The sequence below is a fragment of the Cognaticolwellia beringensis genome, assembly GCF_002076895.1.
GTDB classification, from domain to species: Bacteria; Pseudomonadota; Gammaproteobacteria; order Enterobacterales; family Alteromonadaceae; genus Cognaticolwellia; species Cognaticolwellia beringensis.
The window spans coordinates 528,539-543,322 of record NZ_CP020465.1; the positions used below are offsets into that span (position 1 = coordinate 528,539).

Annotated in this window: 13 protein-coding genes; 6 read left to right on the plus strand and 7 right to left on the minus strand. The window is 39.2% G+C overall.

Features of this window, described 5'->3' with window-relative positions; translation table 11 throughout:
- Positions 1-64: 64 nt before the first annotated feature.
- The 4 genes from rpoD to rpsU all read right to left on the minus strand — a co-directional run bounded on the left by rpoD (position 65) and on the right by rpsU (position 4,662).
- The gene (gene rpoD, locus B5D82_RS02170; protein ID WP_081148861.1) at positions 65-1,903 is read right to left on the minus strand and encodes an RNA polymerase sigma factor RpoD; all 1,839 of its coding nucleotides are present in this window, start codon (positions 1,901-1,903) and stop codon (positions 65-67) included.
- 133 nt (positions 1,904-2,036) lie between these two features.
- On the minus strand, positions 2,037-3,791 hold the full coding sequence (gene dnaG, locus B5D82_RS02175) for a DNA primase (RefSeq protein ID WP_081148863.1): 1,755 nt from the start codon (positions 3,789-3,791) through the stop codon (positions 2,037-2,039).
- A gap of 150 nt (positions 3,792-3,941) precedes the next feature.
- Positions 3,942-4,388 carry a GatB/YqeY domain-containing protein gene (locus B5D82_RS02180; protein WP_081148864.1) on the minus strand — a complete coding sequence of 149 codons (447 nt, stop codon included), beginning with the start codon at positions 4,386-4,388 and terminating at the stop codon, positions 3,942-3,944.
- A 58-nt stretch (positions 4,389-4,446) separates the two neighbouring features.
- A complete protein-coding gene (gene rpsU, locus B5D82_RS02185) occupies positions 4,447-4,662 on the minus strand; it encodes a 30S ribosomal protein S21 (protein WP_011045067.1) in 216 nt (71 codons plus the stop codon).
- Positions 4,663-5,056: 394 nt separating this feature from the next.
- On the opposite strand from rpsU, the gene tsaD reads away from it, so the two are divergent.
- Positions 5,057-6,106 carry a tRNA (adenosine(37)-N6)-threonylcarbamoyltransferase complex transferase subunit TsaD gene (gene tsaD, locus B5D82_RS02190; RefSeq protein ID WP_081148866.1) on the plus strand — a complete coding sequence of 350 codons (1,050 nt, stop codon included), beginning with the start codon at positions 5,057-5,059 and terminating at the stop codon, positions 6,104-6,106.
- A gap of 32 nt (positions 6,107-6,138) precedes the next feature.
- Here tsaD and plsY read toward each other — a convergent pair whose 3' ends face one another.
- Complete coding sequence (gene plsY, locus B5D82_RS02195; protein WP_281255947.1) at positions 6,139-6,738, minus strand: glycerol-3-phosphate 1-O-acyltransferase PlsY; 600 nt, start codon at positions 6,736-6,738, stop codon at positions 6,139-6,141.
- Positions 6,739-6,931: 193 nt separating this feature from the next.
- On the opposite strand from plsY, the gene folB reads away from it, so the two are divergent.
- The 4 genes from folB (at position 6,932) to B5D82_RS02220 (ending at position 9,980) form a co-directional block, all read left to right on the plus strand.
- Positions 6,932-7,303 (plus strand): dihydroneopterin aldolase, encoded by a 372-nt coding sequence (folB, locus tag B5D82_RS02205; protein WP_081148870.1) that lies wholly within the window; start codon positions 6,932-6,934, stop codon positions 7,301-7,303.
- A complete protein-coding gene (gene folK / locus B5D82_RS02210) occupies positions 7,303-7,809 on the plus strand; it encodes a 2-amino-4-hydroxy-6-hydroxymethyldihydropteridine diphosphokinase (RefSeq protein WP_081148872.1) in 507 nt (168 codons plus the stop codon). Before folB ends, folK begins: the two co-directional genes overlap by 1 nt.
- Before the next feature lie 5 nt (positions 7,810-7,814).
- Positions 7,815-8,615 carry an undecaprenyl-diphosphate phosphatase gene (locus B5D82_RS02215; protein ID WP_081148874.1) on the plus strand — a complete coding sequence of 267 codons (801 nt, stop codon included), beginning with the start codon at positions 7,815-7,817 and terminating at the stop codon, positions 8,613-8,615.
- A gap of 210 nt (positions 8,616-8,825) precedes the next feature.
- Positions 8,826-9,980, plus strand: a complete 1,155-nt coding sequence (locus B5D82_RS02220) for an acyl-CoA dehydrogenase family protein (protein ID WP_081148875.1) — start codon at positions 8,826-8,828, stop codon at positions 9,978-9,980.
- A 250-nt stretch (positions 9,981-10,230) separates the two neighbouring features.
- Here the strand turns inward: B5D82_RS02220 and B5D82_RS02225 are convergent, their stop codons facing one another.
- Positions 10,231-11,379 (minus strand): HDOD domain-containing protein, encoded by a 1,149-nt coding sequence (locus B5D82_RS02225; protein ID WP_081148877.1) that lies wholly within the window; start codon positions 11,377-11,379, stop codon positions 10,231-10,233.
- A 312-nt stretch (positions 11,380-11,691) separates the two neighbouring features.
- On the opposite strand from B5D82_RS02225, the gene B5D82_RS02235 reads away from it, so the two are divergent.
- Positions 11,692-12,537, plus strand: coding sequence for a tetratricopeptide repeat protein (locus tag B5D82_RS02235; protein ID WP_081148880.1), 846 nt, complete (start codon positions 11,692-11,694; stop codon positions 12,535-12,537).
- Between the two features lie 1,352 nt (positions 12,538-13,889).
- Here the strand turns inward: B5D82_RS02235 and msrA are convergent.
- The gene (msrA, locus tag B5D82_RS02245) at positions 13,890-14,450 is read right to left on the minus strand and encodes a peptide-methionine (S)-S-oxide reductase MsrA (protein ID WP_081148883.1); all 561 of its coding nucleotides are present in this window, start codon (positions 14,448-14,450) and stop codon (positions 13,890-13,892) included.
- Positions 14,451-14,784: the final 334 nt, after the last annotated feature.

Below are 14,784 nucleotides of genomic sequence, written 5' to 3' on the forward strand. Positions count from 1 at the left end.
GAAGGCAAAAAAAATCCAGCTAAAGCTGGATTTTTCTATAACATCAATATACTTACATTGATATTTATTCGCCGTCTAAGAAACTTTTAAGTTGCTCAGAACGAGAAGGGTGACGCAATTTACGTAATGCTTTAGCTTCAATTTGACGAATACGTTCACGTGTTACGTCAAACTGTTTACCGACTTCTTCCAAGGTATGATCTGTGTTCATATCGATACCAAAACGCATTCTTAACACTTTAGCTTCACGTGCTGTTAAGCCCGCTAATACTTCGTGTGTTGCATCTTTTAAGTTTTCAGACGTTGCTGAGTCAACTGGCAATTCACCGCTACCATCTTCAATAAAGTCACCTAAGTGAGAATCTTCATCATCACCAATAGGGGTTTCCATTGAAATTGGCTCTTTGGCGATTTTTAACACTTTGCGAATTTTATCTTCCGGCATAATCATGCGTTCAGCTAATTCTTCAGGTGTTGGCTCGCGACCCATTTCTTGTAACATTTGACGTGAAATACGATTAAGTTTGTTAATCGTTTCAATCATATGTACAGGAATACGGATAGTACGCGCCTGATCGGCAATTGAACGTGTAATTGCTTGACGTATCCACCATGTTGCATAAGTTGAGAACTTATAACCACGACGGTATTCAAACTTATCAACCGCTTTCATCAAACCAATGTTACCTTCTTGAATAAGATCCAAGAATTGTAAACCACGGTTTGTGTATTTCTTCGCAATTGAGATAACCAAACGTAAGTTAGCTTCTACCATTTCTTTTTTCGCACGACGAGCTTTCGCTTCGCCGATCGACATACGACGGTTAATGTCTTTTATGCCATGAACGTTAAGATAGGTTTCTTCTTCTAACATGTTCAGTTTATAGATACAGCGCTCAACATCTAATTCGATGTCAGCCATTCTTTTTGAATGCGGAAGGCCTGCAGCTTTTTGCTCTTCAAACCAATTTTTCGAGGTTTCGTTACCAGGGAAGATTTTTATGAAGGTTGTTTTTGGCATACCCGCACCAACCACACAGTGTTTCATGATCAAGCGTTCTTGAACTCGTAAACGGTCCATAACGCTGCGCATGTTTTTCACTAGTCGATCAAATACTTTTGGTACGATTCTAAATTCTTTAAATACTTCTGCTAACGCGTCAATTGCTGCTTGTGCATCTGCATGACCGCGACCTTTAGTTTTGATGACGTTATTAGCAAATTCGTATGCTTCACGCAAAGCCGTGAATTTTTCACGCGCTTCTTCAGGACAAGGACCTGTATCTTCTTCTTCCTCGTCTTCATCATCATCAGACTTATCTTCGTCAGCTAATTCTTCTTTAGAAAGCTCTGAACCGATATGAGTAGCGGCAGCAGGAATTTCTTCATCTTCAGCGTCAGGGTCTAAAAAGCCAACGATAATATCGCTTAAGCGAACTTCTTCAGCTTCAAAATTATCCCATTGCTCAAGCAAATAGTTAATTGCTGGCGGATATTCAGAAACAGAACGTTGTACTTCTTTGATACCTTCTTCGATGCGCTTGGCGATAACTATTTCGCCTTTACGCGTCAATAGCTCTACTGTACCCATTTCACGCATATACATGCGAACGGGATCTGTAGTACGACCGATTTCACTTTCAACGGTAGCAAGTGCTTGCGCAGCAGCTTCAGCAGCATCTTCATCAGTATTTGCTTCACTCATCATTAACGTGTCGTTATCAGGAGCGTTTTCAAACACCTGAATACCCATGTCGTTAATCATTCGAATGATATCTTCAACTTGATCTGAATCGATAATATCCTGAGGGAGATGATCGTTAACTTGTGCAAAAGTTAAATAACCTTGCTCTTTACCTTTGATTATTAACTCTTTAAGTCTAGATTGCGGGGCTTGATCCATTGACGAGTGTCCACCTATTTATGGCTATCAAAATTACAACAGTAAGCCGGAAATTATAGCTAAATATTTACTAAATTACCAGCGATAAACTGCGCTTCTATTTGTTCTAAATCTAATTTGAACGATATTTTATCTACGCGCTAAGTAAACCGTGCAATTCTTGCTTCTCGGTTAACGTTAATCCGACGTTACGTTCTTTTTCTAATAATTGCTCTGTGCGTTGTTCAATAAAAACATTTAAAAAGTTTTCAATTAAATCTAAAAACATGCTTTCGGCGTTTTCTGCTTCAACATGATGTTCTAAACACATCAATTTTGTTAACTGTTTTCCGGCTTCCTGGCCTCTAAAGTGCTCAATTAACTGGGCACTATTTACCTTTGGATTTTGCTTGCATAGCTCTAGCAGCGTGTTCAGCAAAGGTATACCTGGCATCTGTAATTCTTTTAAAATAGCAGGATCAGGTAATGTTTCTACTATATGGGGATGTTCGAGTAATAATGCAATAGCTAGTCTAACTGGAGTGATTTTAGTTTTAGCAATTCGCTTAGTTTTTTCATCTTTACTGTAGATACGTCGCAGCTCTTCAAGTCTTTTTTCACTGCCGCGGGCAAACTTATTGGCAATCGAGGTAATGATGCTCTGCTTTAAGAAACTTTCTGGTAATTTATTCAAATAAGGCTGAAATAATTCAATAAGTTTTGAAGTACCTTCATTGGTGCGAAGATCTGTTTGTTCAGAAAGGTTTGACAGTAAAAACTCTGACAATGGCGTGGCATTATCTAAAATTTCTTCAAATGCCGCTTGGCCTTTTTCTCTGATCATCGAATCTGGGTCTTCGCCGTCAGGCAAGAAAACAAATTTCAGACTGTAACCGTCTTGTATTAGCGGCAGGGCATTATCCATTGCACGCCATGCAGCATCACGGCCAGCGCGGTCACCATCGTAGCAACAAATAACTTCTTTTACGGTTCGAAATAACGTTTGTAATTGTTCTGGCGTTGTCGCGGTGCCAAGTGATGCAACTGCGTAGTCAACACCATGTTGAGCAAGTGCAACAACATCCATGTAGCCTTCAACTACCACTAACCGTGTCAGTTGTTTGATGGCTTGTTTGGCTTCGAACAAACCATAGAGTTCTTGGCCTTTGTGATAAATACGGGTTTCTGGTGAGTTAAGATATTTAGGGGTGCCGTCACTTAATACTCGGCCACCAAAGCCAATAACGCGACCACGTTTATCACGAATAGGAAATTGAATGCGACCTCTGAAGCGGTCATAAGGTTTGTTTTTATCACCTTGAATAGCCATACCTAAATCAACGAGTTGCTGATTTATTTGACCAGTGCGCCCAAATACTTTCATCATGCCATCCCAGGCATCACTGATGTAACCTATACCAAAACGCTTAACAATTTCGCCGCTTAAACCTCGGCCTTTTAAGTAATTTATCGCTACATCTTTATCTGCAGCTACTTTTAATTGTTGTTGGAAAAAACGGCTTATTTGCGCCATTAATTCATAGTCGTCTTGTTTTTGTATGTAGGCTTTTTGATCTTGTTTTTGTTGTGCGGGTGAGCGCGTGTTTTGTTCGCGTGGCACGTCCATATTGTAATGGGAAGCTAACTCTTCAACAGCATCTGGAAACTCTAGACGGTCAAACTCCATCAAAAATGAAATGGCATTGCCGTGTTCACCACAGCCGAAACAGTGATAAAATTGTTTATCTTGGCTAACACTAAAAGAGGGCGATTTTTCGGTATGAAATGGACAACAAGCTTGGTAATTTTTACCTGCTTTCTTTAATGGTACGCGAGAATCTATCAATTCTACAATATCGGCTCTTGCCAATAAGTCATCAATAAACTGTCGAGGGATCATACCAGCCATAGTTTCATTACATCCAGATAAAACACTATTTTACACAAATAAGGTGTCAAGAATAGTAAGTTATTGCACTCTAATTAAAATAAAACCGCGAGGCCTAAGCTATCGCGGTTTATATTCAGAATGAACATTGAAGTTCAAAAGGAAGTTTAACTAACTGTTTAAAATTGCTCTGATTTGGCCACTTACAGCGCCCATATCAGCTTTGCCTTGCATTTGCGGTTTTAACACCGCCATTACTTTACCCATGTCAGCCATTGAAGCTGCCCCGGTATCGGCAATTGCTTTTGTGATCAGTTGGTTAATTTCATCTGCTGATAATGGTTGCGGTAGAAAATCTTCTAAGGCGACTATTTCTGCAGCTTCTTTAGCTGCTAATTCATCGCGACCACCTTCAGTAAACATTTTGATAGATTCTTTGCGTTGTTTAACCATTTTGGTCAACAAAACAATGACATTGTCATCAGTTGCTTCTGTATTGTGGTCTATTTCTGCCTGCTTTATCGCAGAGAGTGCCATACGAATTACGCCAAGACGAAGTTTGTCTTTAGCACGCATGGCATTTTTCATTTCATCTTTAAGTTGGCTAAGTAGACTCATAGTTAATATACGCTTAAGTTAACTCAGTTGGCTTAGGATTTACTAAGGTATTGTATTCTTAGTACATGCGAACGCGACGAGCGTTCTCACGAGAAACTTTTTTAGCTGCACGTTTTACTGCTGCTGCTTTTTTACGCTTACGTTCCCAAGTTGGCTTTTCGTAAGATTCGCGACGGCGAACTTCTGAAAGGATACCTGCTTTTTCACATGAACGTTTAAAACGACGTAATGCAACGTCAAATGGTTCGTTTTCTCTTACTTTAATTACTGGCATGTACTGTGTTACCTTAGTTAGAAATCTATATTAAATCGGTGTCTGATTTCAGCCACATGGCCTCATCTTCACCCACTCTATTAAAAATTGGTGACATATTCTAATGCGAACGATACGCTAATGTAAAGGAGTAATAACTTTTTCAGCTATATTTTGCTGAAATTGCCGCCTATAGACTGGCCTTAGTCAAGTAATATGAATAATCACGCTGTTTTCGTTGACCTATTGCTGTCTGTGGGTGTTCTAAAATAAATTTAACTATCTTTTATACGCTATAAATTGAAAGTTGCTTGTGGCATAGGTAAAATCATCGGCCAAATGACTGCTGCTTTCTTTATGCTTGCAATTAGTCGACTTCTTATATTGACGTAACCCTGCTAGGTAAAGAAAAACTATGCGAATTTTAGGTATTGAAACTTCTTGTGATGAAACCGGCATTGCCATTTACGACGATGGTGAAGGTAATTTACCCGAAGGCATAGTGGCTCACAGGTTATATAGCCAAATTGCCGTTCATGCTGATTATGGTGGCGTCGTGCCTGAGTTGGCATCACGCGATCATGTTCGTAAAACAATTCCCTTAATCAAAGAAGTACTCGCCGACGCTAATTTAACACCTGCGGACCTAGATGGCGTTGCTTATACTGCCGGGCCAGGATTAGTTGGGGCTTTATTAGTTGGCTGCTCAATTGGTCGAAGCTTGGCTTATGGCTGGAACTTACCGGCCGTACCTGTACATCATATGGAAGGGCATTTATTAGCGCCAATGCTGGAAGAGAATGTCCCTGACTTCCCATTTGTTGCCTTATTAGTGTCGGGTGGACATACCATGTTGGTTCGTGTTGATGGTATTGGTCATTATGAATTGCTGGGCGAGTCAGTGGATGACGCCGCCGGTGAAGCATTTGATAAAACAGCTAAATTACTTGGCCTTGATTACCCAGGCGGACCCGTATTAGCGAAAATGGCGGAAAGTGGTCGAAAGGGGCGATATAAATTTCCACGCCCTATGACTGATAGACCCGGACTCGACTTTAGCTTCAGTGGTTTGAAAACCTCAGCGGCTAATACTATTCGAAAAGAAGAACAAACAGAATTAACCCCTGAGCAAAAAGTGCAGACACAAGCTGATATTGCTTATGCCTTTCAAGAAGCGGTAGTTGATACTTTAGCCATTAAATGTAAAAGAGCATTAAAACAATGTGATTTAAATCGTTTAGTTATTGCCGGTGGTGTCAGTGCTAATACGGCGTTAAGAGAAAAGTTAGCCGAGATCACGAAGAAGCTTGGTGGCGAAGTATTCTACCCTAGACCTGAGTTTTGTACCGATAACGGTGCCATGATTGCCTACGCAGGTTTGCAGCGTTTAAAAGCAGGTGTAGATACAGATTTAACCTTTAAAGCAACGCCGCGTTGGCCATTAGATACTTTAGAGCCTATTTAGATTGGGCAAAATATACCTGTGATGAAACAAGGTTATTTTTTAGTAAAGGATATTTTTGATTCTGTGCCCTGTATAAGTCTGATTATATTTTCTCTATGTCGAAATATAATCAGCCCAGATAACATTAAAACAGGGTAGACATAAATAGGTTTTAATAACCAAGTATAAATGGGTGCCATAGATACAGTAACAATGGCAGCCAAGCTTGAATAACGTGTAACTTTAGCGACTAATAACCAGGTTAAAACAAGTAACCCACCTAAATCTAAACCAATTGGTAAAAGCACGCCAAATGCTGTTGCAACAGCTTTCCCACCTTCAAAATTGAAGAATATTGGGTACATGTGCCCTAAACAAGCCGCGACAGCAATCATGCCCAAGTATACGGGGTCTAAACCTAAAAAATAGCCACCCCATACAGGTAATGTGCCTTTTAGTATGTCAAAAATTAGCACAGATGCGGCGACAAATTTATTACTAATGCGTAATACATTTGTAGCGCCAGGATTTTTAGAGCCAGTAGCGCGAGGATCAGGTAAATTCAATAGCTTACAAAGTAAAATGGCACTCGAAATTGAACCTACTAAGTAAGCCATAACAACCATTATAAATGTGACAAGTAAACTAGTGATACTCAGCTCCTTCCAAAGCAGTCGTTAGCAAAAGCTGTAAAAATAAGCTTTTCTTTTTAGCTTTTTGCCATTGTAGCGTGATGTTTACTAGTTTTTCTAGACCCGCACAGGTAAACTCGCCATTTATTTTTAAAGCAAGTATGGCGATTGTTTGTTCTATTCGATAACGCCGTTGCATAAATAAGGTTTTAGTGTGGATAAAGTCTATATTGAAGGATTAACCTTTCAAACAACCATTGGTTTTTACCCGTGGGAAAAAGAAATAAAGCAAACACTGGTCATCGATCTAGCTATGGGCTGGAATACAGCAAGTGCGGCAGAGAATGATGAGCTAGCTAAAACGCTTGATTACGCGGCAATTTCTGAAGCTATAGTCGAGTTTGCTAATGCGAATCCGGTTGATTTAATTGAAACACTTGCCGAGCGTATTGCCGCATTTCTCATTGGTAAATATCAGATTCCTTGGTTACGTTTAAAATTAATGAAACCAACTGCAGTACATAATGCTAAGACAGTAGGTGTGGAAATTGAACGTGGTACCACGTTGTCAGGCCAAGCACTGTAATGGTAGAAATATATATTTCGCTTGGTAGCAATATTAATCGTCAACATTATATTGAGCAGGGACTTAATGCATTAACTGATGCTTTTGGTACGTTAACTTTGTCATCGCTATTTGAAAGTGAAGCGGTCGGGTTTGCTGGTAAAGCGTTTTACAATATGGTGGTGGGTGTAAGTACTGAGCTAACCCTAGCTGAAGTTGCCGAAACACTAAGAGAAATAGAGTTTGCTCATGGTCGAAGCCTGAATGCTAAGAAGTTTAGTCCGCGCACGTTAGATTTAGATTTATTACTTTATGATGTGATTATTACAGAAGAACCCGCGCAAATACCACGTAATGAAATTACTACAAATGCTTTTGTCTTATGGCCGTTAGCTGAAATAGCAGGGCATTTGGTTCACCCTATTGTCGACCAAAGCTATGAAGAGTTATGGCAACAATACGATCAAAATCAACAGCAGATAAAAAAAGTGCCTTTAATTTGGGCGAGAGTAAATAAGGAAATATAATCAGTATGAGCACAATTGAAGTTTTTATTTTAGCGTTAATACAAGGTTTAACCGAGTTTTTGCCGATTTCGAGTTCGGCACATTTAATTTTACCTTCAGCGGTTTTTGGCTGGGAAGATCAAGGTTTGGCGTTTGATGTTGCCGTGCATGTTGGTACCTTATTAGCCGTAGTATTATATTTTCGCAAAGAAGTGGGCAATATGGCCGTAGCATGGTTTGGCACACTGAAAGGCGAGCGCGATAATTTCGATGGTAAATTAGCTTGGTGGATTATATTTGCCACTATACCTGCAGGTTTATTTGGTTTACTAGGTAAAGATTTTATTGAAGAACATCTGCGTAGTGCGCTTGTTATTGCCGCGACAACATTATTATTTGGCTTTTTGCTGGGTTTTGCTGACATAAAAGCAAAACAAAACAAGAGCATTGAAAATTTAGGTTTTAAAGGCGCTATGTTAATTGGCCTAGCACAAGCAATAGCGTTGATTCCGGGGACATCACGCTCTGGTATTACGATGACCATCGGCTTGATGTTAGGTTTAAGTAGAGAAAATGCCGCGCGTTTTTCTTTTTTACTCTCTATTCCTGCTATTGCTATGGCAGGCAGTTATTTGACGTTAAAGCTGATACTAGAAGCAGGAGCTGTAGACTGGTCAGCAATGGGCTTGGGCAGTGTGATAGCGTTTGCTAGTGCTTATGCTTGTATTCATTATTTTCTTATTTTAGTCAACAAAATAGGCATGATGCCATTTGTTATTTATCGTTTAGTGCTTGGCGTTGGTCTGCTTTGGTTTGTTGTCGGATAATTGTTACAATGCATGTAACTTATAAATAAACGCGCTTTGGCGCGTTTTTGTTATAAAAAATATATACACATACCAAGTGAGTAGTTTGTACTTGGCATTACTTTATTTACCTTAATAGTAATAATTATCTATCGGGCTTTTTTTATCGTGAATTAACTGCCAGTTAACCGGTAATGATAGATATTCAGCTAATAAAAAGTGAGAAGTTTAATGGATTTGTCTTTAACTGAAGAACAAATAATGATTCAAGATATGGCACGTAAATTTGCCGATAGTGAATTAGCACCTGTAGCAGCAAAGCTTGATGAAACAATGGATCAAAATTTGTTTTTAAAAAACTTGGCTCAATTAAATGAGTTAGGTTTTATGGGCTTAAATATTAAAGCTGAATATGGCGGTGTTGAAGCTGGCACGGTTGCCTTTAGTTTAGCTATAACCGAAATAGCGCGTGCTTGTGCATCAACGGCTGTTACAACATCGGTGACTAATATGGTCGCTGAAGTTATTCAAGCGGTAGGTAACGAAGAACAAAAAAATAAATACCTGCCAAAAATTTGTAGTGGTGAATATCGAGCTGGTGGTTTTTGTTTAACTGAAGCAACCGCAGGCTCAGACCCTGCAGGCATGAAAACTCAAGCCGTTAAAGACGGCGATGACTATATTATCAATGGCAGTAAGCTTTATATTACCAGTGGTTCGTTTGCTGACGTTTTTGTAGTGTGGGCGGTTACAGACCCAGATGCAAAAAAAGGTAAGGGTATTTCGTGTTTTATTGTTGAAGCAGACACTGCCGGTATTACTATTGGCAAAGCTGAAGAAAAAATGGGCCAAAAAGCGTCACCGACGAATGAAGTTCATTTTAACAACTGTCGCGTGCCAGCGTCAGCGATGATGGGCGCTGAAAATAAAGGTTTTGGCGTTGCTGTTGGAGAGTTAGCGGGTGGTCGTATCGGCATTGGTTCATTAGCATTAGGTGTTGGTCTTGCCGCACTTGATTATGCTAAAGCTTATATTGTTGACCGTAAGCAATTTGGGCAATCACTTGCTAATTTTCAAGGTTTACAATGGAAGTTAGCCGAGCGCTATACTGAGATGGAAGCCGCAAGATTACTTCTAATGCAAGCAGCCTACACGAAAGATCAAGGTCAGCCTTTTGGCATGGCAGCTTCAATGGCTAAGCTGTTTGCCACTGAAAATGCTAATAAAGCTTGTTACGACGCATTACAGCTTATGGGTGGTGCGGGTTATGTCAAAGAGTATCCGCTTGAACGCATGGCGCGTGATGTGCGTGTAACGTCAATTTATGAAGGCACGAGTGAAATTCAAAAAGTAATTATTGCTCGAGAATTGCTGCAAAAAGTTTAAACGATAATATTAGTTATTTAATAAAAGTTAAACGCTCTGAACCTCATGTTTAATGCTTTAGGGAATTTAAACGAGGCAAAGAGCTTTAACTTTACATCAAGCAATGTGCAGTATTTTACTTAACTTTTAAATGACAAAAAACTGTGATAAATATGTTTGACTATCCCTATAAATGCTCACATTGCTTGTTTGTTTTTGTATTCATTTTTCTAATAAATAAGTAAACCAAAAAGCAACCAGAGCGCAACGCTTAAACGGCAATCTGAGCAATGAGCTTCTTTGCTTTGCTGATAAAACTTTGATCTCTGAATAAATGGCTAATTTTTTCTAGCCCGACTTGTTCTATATTTTTTTGTACATGAAAGAAGTCCAAGCTATTCAAAGCCTCTACACCATCGTCTCCAATTTGAAAAATATCTTTAACTCCGTCAAAGGCAATTAAATCACCTAGGCGGCATGAGAAATAACATAGCAAAGTGTTTTGAGCATCTTCAATCGGCAGATCATTGTTTAATTTATCATTAATTAAAGGGTTTAGACTGTTACCAATACCCTCGACAATAGATTTGGGTAGCTTCCAGCGCTCGGCTAAAACTTTGCCGATTACAGACGAATTTATATCCAAAGATAATTGCCCGTCGCGCACTCTTTCGAACAATGAAGCCTGGCTCAAATAGAGGTTAGCGGTTGATGGTTTATAAGAGAGCATCGTCATATCTCCCAAGCTTATTAGCAAGCATAAGGTAGATAATTCAGCAGCATTTTTCTTATCTAAATGTTTGGCAAGTAAAAATACAAAGGAACTAGATAAATAACTAGATATCCATATTTTTTTATAGGCTGCAGCTTGGTCTTTATTTTCAAATGATAGACTTTGTTGCAAGATAAATTGTATAGCGATACTTTTTACCGCCGTTACCCCCATAAATACAATGGCATGGTGAATGCTTTCAATGGGTTGTCGCAAGGAGAAAAGTGAAGAATTTACGGTGTTAATAATTTTGGCCGTCATTTCTGCATCTGACTTTATCAGCGCTATTAACTCTTTTGGTTCAAGCTCGCCGCTAGTCAAGCCTAGCAATAAGGGGTTTGGTTGACGGATGCATTGACTCATTTCATCAATTGTTTGCTGCTGTTTTTTATTGAAAATATCAAAACGTAGTAATTTAAAATCCAGAAAATCTTCGGAGTTATTCATTACATCACTTTGTTTAGGAATAAGATTTAGATGCGCCTGAGGGCTTGATGATATGCTGCGTAACTTAGCCGTTGGGGATTGACTGCGTCTAGCAGTAAGATTCTGAGCACGATGAGTTTTTCTACTGCTTTTTCCTCGATTTAAATACCATAAGATAGAGGTAATTACGGCGAAAACAATAATGATCTTATCTAATGACATTTAACTACCTAATTCAAAACAAAAAATTCCGCCAAATTATGAACTTATTAAACTACGGGGTCAAACTAAATGGTCGCCCACTTGTTTTCCACTCAGCGAAAAATAGGACAGTTAGATTAGTCAAATATTTATTAAACCGTTGTGGGTCAAGGCATTCAAAAATTATAGCTGAGCAGTTCATTAATGCTGCTGTTATACACTTGGGCTTAATTATAAGCACAGCATAAAAGAAATATTTAGTCCATTTGCTTGCATCTTTAGGGTTTGACCCCACTTAAAATAACATATCTCTTTATTATTGGAACTGCATTGATGACAAATTCTCTCGCGATCACCTTAGAAAACTTTCAACAAGTTATTATCGAAGAATCAAAAAACAAACTTGTATTGGTCGATTTTTGGGCTCAACAAGTACCTGAAAGTGTTGAACTAAGAGATAAGTTGACTAGTGCATTGGCTAATTTTAGCGACACAATACTATTCACTACAGTTGATTGTGAAACTCAGGGACAAATAGCTCAACAATTTGGTATTCAAGGTTTACCAACTGTCATTTTAGTGAAAGACGGCCAGCCCCTTGATGGTCTAACCGGACCACAAACAGATGAAACCATTAATGAGTTTTTAGGTAAATATTTACCCAAAGAGCAAGATATTTTATTGTCGCAAGCTAACGAACTTTTAGCAGCAAACAAAGTTGCTGAAGCATTTCCTGTTATCACTCAAGCTTTCCAACTTGATAACGAACGCGCTGATATTAAATTAGTACTGGCTAATGTATATATTCAAACTGGTAAAATTACAGAAGCAGAAGCGTTGCTGAAAAGCATTAAAATGGTCGATCAAGACAGTAGTTACCAATCATTAATGGCAAGATTAGAGTTAGCAAGTCAGGCAGCTGATTCTCCTGAGATTCAAGCGCTGGAGCAACAGTTAGCAAGTGAGCCTGACAATGTTGAGTTGCAACAAAAATTAGCCGCGCAATATAGCCAAGTAAATCGCCATGACGAAGCACTGTCAATGCTGTTTTTACTGGTACAAAAAGATGGCGCAGATACAGCCAGTAAAGATTTATTACTTGATGTATTGAAGTCTTTACCTGATGGTGATGCATTAGTCAGTAAATATCGACGTAAGCTTTATACCTTAATGTATTAACAATTTATCAAGTATACCTATCAACTAACCAAGATGATTGGCCTCAATCCAACCAAAACCTAATCGGCAGCAAGCCATCCAGCTAGTTATGGTTGGTGCTTTGCTGCATCGGTACTATATCGTTGTAGGTTGGCATTTATGCCGTCATGTGTGGTGTTTATATATTCAATAGAGCGATGGGCTGAAGCCCAACCTACAAAAGAGTTGGAAAGAGCTGGCAGTTAAAAAGCCCTGATGGTTTTTAATCGTTGGCGTTGTTATGGTAGGTCGGCATTTATGCCGTCATGTGTGGTGTTTATATATCCATAGAGCGATGGGCTGAAGCCCAACCTACAAAAGAGCTGGCAGTTACAAAGCCCTGATGGTTTTTAATCGTTGGCGTTGTGATTGTAGGTCGGCATTCATGCCGTCATGTGTGGTGTTTATATATCCATAGAGCGATGGGCTGAAGCCCAACCTACAAAAGAGCTGCAAGAGCTGGCAGTTAAAAAGCCCTGATGGTTTTTAATTGTTGGCGTTGTTATGGTAGGTCGGCATTTATGCCGTCATGTGTGGTGTTTATATGTTCAATAGAGCGATGGGCTGAAGCCCAACCTACAAAAGAGCTGCAAAGAGCTGGCAGTTAAAAAAACCTGATGGTTTTTAATCGTTGGCGTTGTTATGGTAGGTCGGCATTTATGCCGTCATGTGTGGTGTTTATATATCCATAGAGCGATGGGCTGAAGCCCAACCTACAAAAGAGCTGGCAGTTAAAAAAACCTAATGGTTTTTAATCGTTGGCGTTGTTATGGTAGGTCGGCATTTATGCCGTCATGTGTGGTGTTTATATATTCATAGAGCGATGGGCTGAAGCCCAACCTACAAAAGAGCTGCAAAGAGCTGGCAGTTACAAAGCCCTGATGGTTTTTAATCGTTGGCGTTGTTATGATAGGTCGGCATTTATGCCGTCATGTGTGGTGTTTATATATTCAATAGAGCGATGGGCTGAAGCCCAACCTACAAAAGAGCTGCAAAGAGCTGGCAGTTACAAAGCCCTAATGGTTTTTAATCGTTGGCGTTGTTATGGTAGGTCGGCATTTATGCCGTCATGTGTGGTGTTTATATATTCATAGAGCGATGGGCTGAAGCCCAACCTACAAAAGAGCTGGCAGTTACAAAGCCCTGATGGTTTTTAATTGTTGGCGTTGTGATTGTAGGTCGGCATTCATGCCGTCAAATTCGCTGGTAGCAGAGTAAAAATTTTGCTTAGTTAATACGATTAGCTAAAACCAATACAAAACCTACAAGGAAACGGCAGCAAAACAGCAGGCAAATAAAATTGCGGCTTTGCGTGTAGGCCTACATCATATTAATTAACTCGCTTCATCCATTAAGTTTTCATCTTTTAATAAATGGGCAAACTCGCTTAGAAACTTTTGAATTTTCTTCGCTACCACTAGCTGACAATACTTATTTTCTGGGTTATTGGTTACATAATCTTGATGGTAATCTTCAGCACTATAAAAATTATTTTCCGCTTTAATCAATGTGACTATTGGGTTCTCAAAACATTGCTGATCATGTAGTTGAGCAATTTTAGTTTCGGCTATTTCTTGTTGCGCCAAGTTGTGAAATAAGATTGTTGAGCGATATTGGCTACCGATATCATCACCTTGTCGGTTCAGTGTTGTTGGATCATGAATAGCAAAAAATACCGTTAATAACTGCTCGACACTCAATTGCGCTGGGTTAAAGGTTATTTGAACGACTTCTGCATGATGACTATCACCGCTGCACACTTGCTCATAACTTGGGTTTATAATATCGCCATCAGCATAACCACTGGTTACAGACACAACACCTTTAATGCGGGCAAAAATATTTTCGACACACCAAAAGCAGCCAGCGCCTAACGTTATTTTTTCGATGCTCATTTTCTTCCTCTTTTACCCATGTAATTTGCGTTGTTAAAAGTTATTTAATAAATCAACAGGACGTTTAGACGTCTATGTTGGTGATTTTTAGAAGATATCACCTAGACGTTTAGATGTCTATATGTTTTTTGAAGTTTAGTTTAATAATACCAATCATTAAGTTTTTAATTTACTAAATTGGTAATAAATACTTAACCTGATCTCAGGATAAGGTATATAGCAGATCATCTAGGGGAGGTTGATTCGTCACGAAAAAGAGTCGTCGTTTTATAGACAAAGGTGGTCGTTAAAAGGGAGGTGGTTTAATGAAGCAGAATTATCTAGGTTACTGGTA

Excerpts from the sequence above, each read along its gene's own strand:
- rpoD (WP_081148861.1), bottom strand. The coding sequence starts at position 1,903 with ATGGATCAAGCCCCGCAATCTAGACTTAAAGAGTTAATAATCAAAGGT.
- dnaG (WP_081148863.1), bottom strand. The coding sequence starts at position 3,791 with ATGGCTGGTATGATCCCTCGACAGTTTATTGATGACTTATTGGCAAGA.
- B5D82_RS02180 (WP_081148864.1), bottom strand. The coding sequence starts at position 4,388 with ATGAGTCTACTTAGCCAACTTAAAGATGAAATGAAAAATGCCATGCGT.
- rpsU (WP_011045067.1), bottom strand. The coding sequence starts at position 4,662 with ATGCCAGTAATTAAAGTAAGAGAAAACGAACCATTTGACGTTGCATTA.
- tsaD (WP_081148866.1), top strand. The coding sequence starts at position 5,057 with ATGCGAATTTTAGGTATTGAAACTTCTTGTGATGAAACCGGCATTGCC.
- folK (WP_081148872.1), top strand. The coding sequence starts at position 7,303 with ATGGTAGAAATATATATTTCGCTTGGTAGCAATATTAATCGTCAACAT.
- B5D82_RS02215 (WP_081148874.1), top strand. The coding sequence starts at position 7,815 with ATGAGCACAATTGAAGTTTTTATTTTAGCGTTAATACAAGGTTTAACC.
- B5D82_RS02220 (WP_081148875.1), top strand. The coding sequence starts at position 8,826 with ATGGATTTGTCTTTAACTGAAGAACAAATAATGATTCAAGATATGGCA.
- B5D82_RS02225 (WP_081148877.1), bottom strand. The coding sequence starts at position 11,379 with ATGTCATTAGATAAGATCATTATTGTTTTCGCCGTAATTACCTCTATC.
- B5D82_RS02235 (WP_081148880.1), top strand. The coding sequence starts at position 11,692 with ATGACAAATTCTCTCGCGATCACCTTAGAAAACTTTCAACAAGTTATT.
- msrA (WP_081148883.1), bottom strand. The coding sequence starts at position 14,450 with ATGAGCATCGAAAAAATAACGTTAGGCGCTGGCTGCTTTTGGTGTGTC.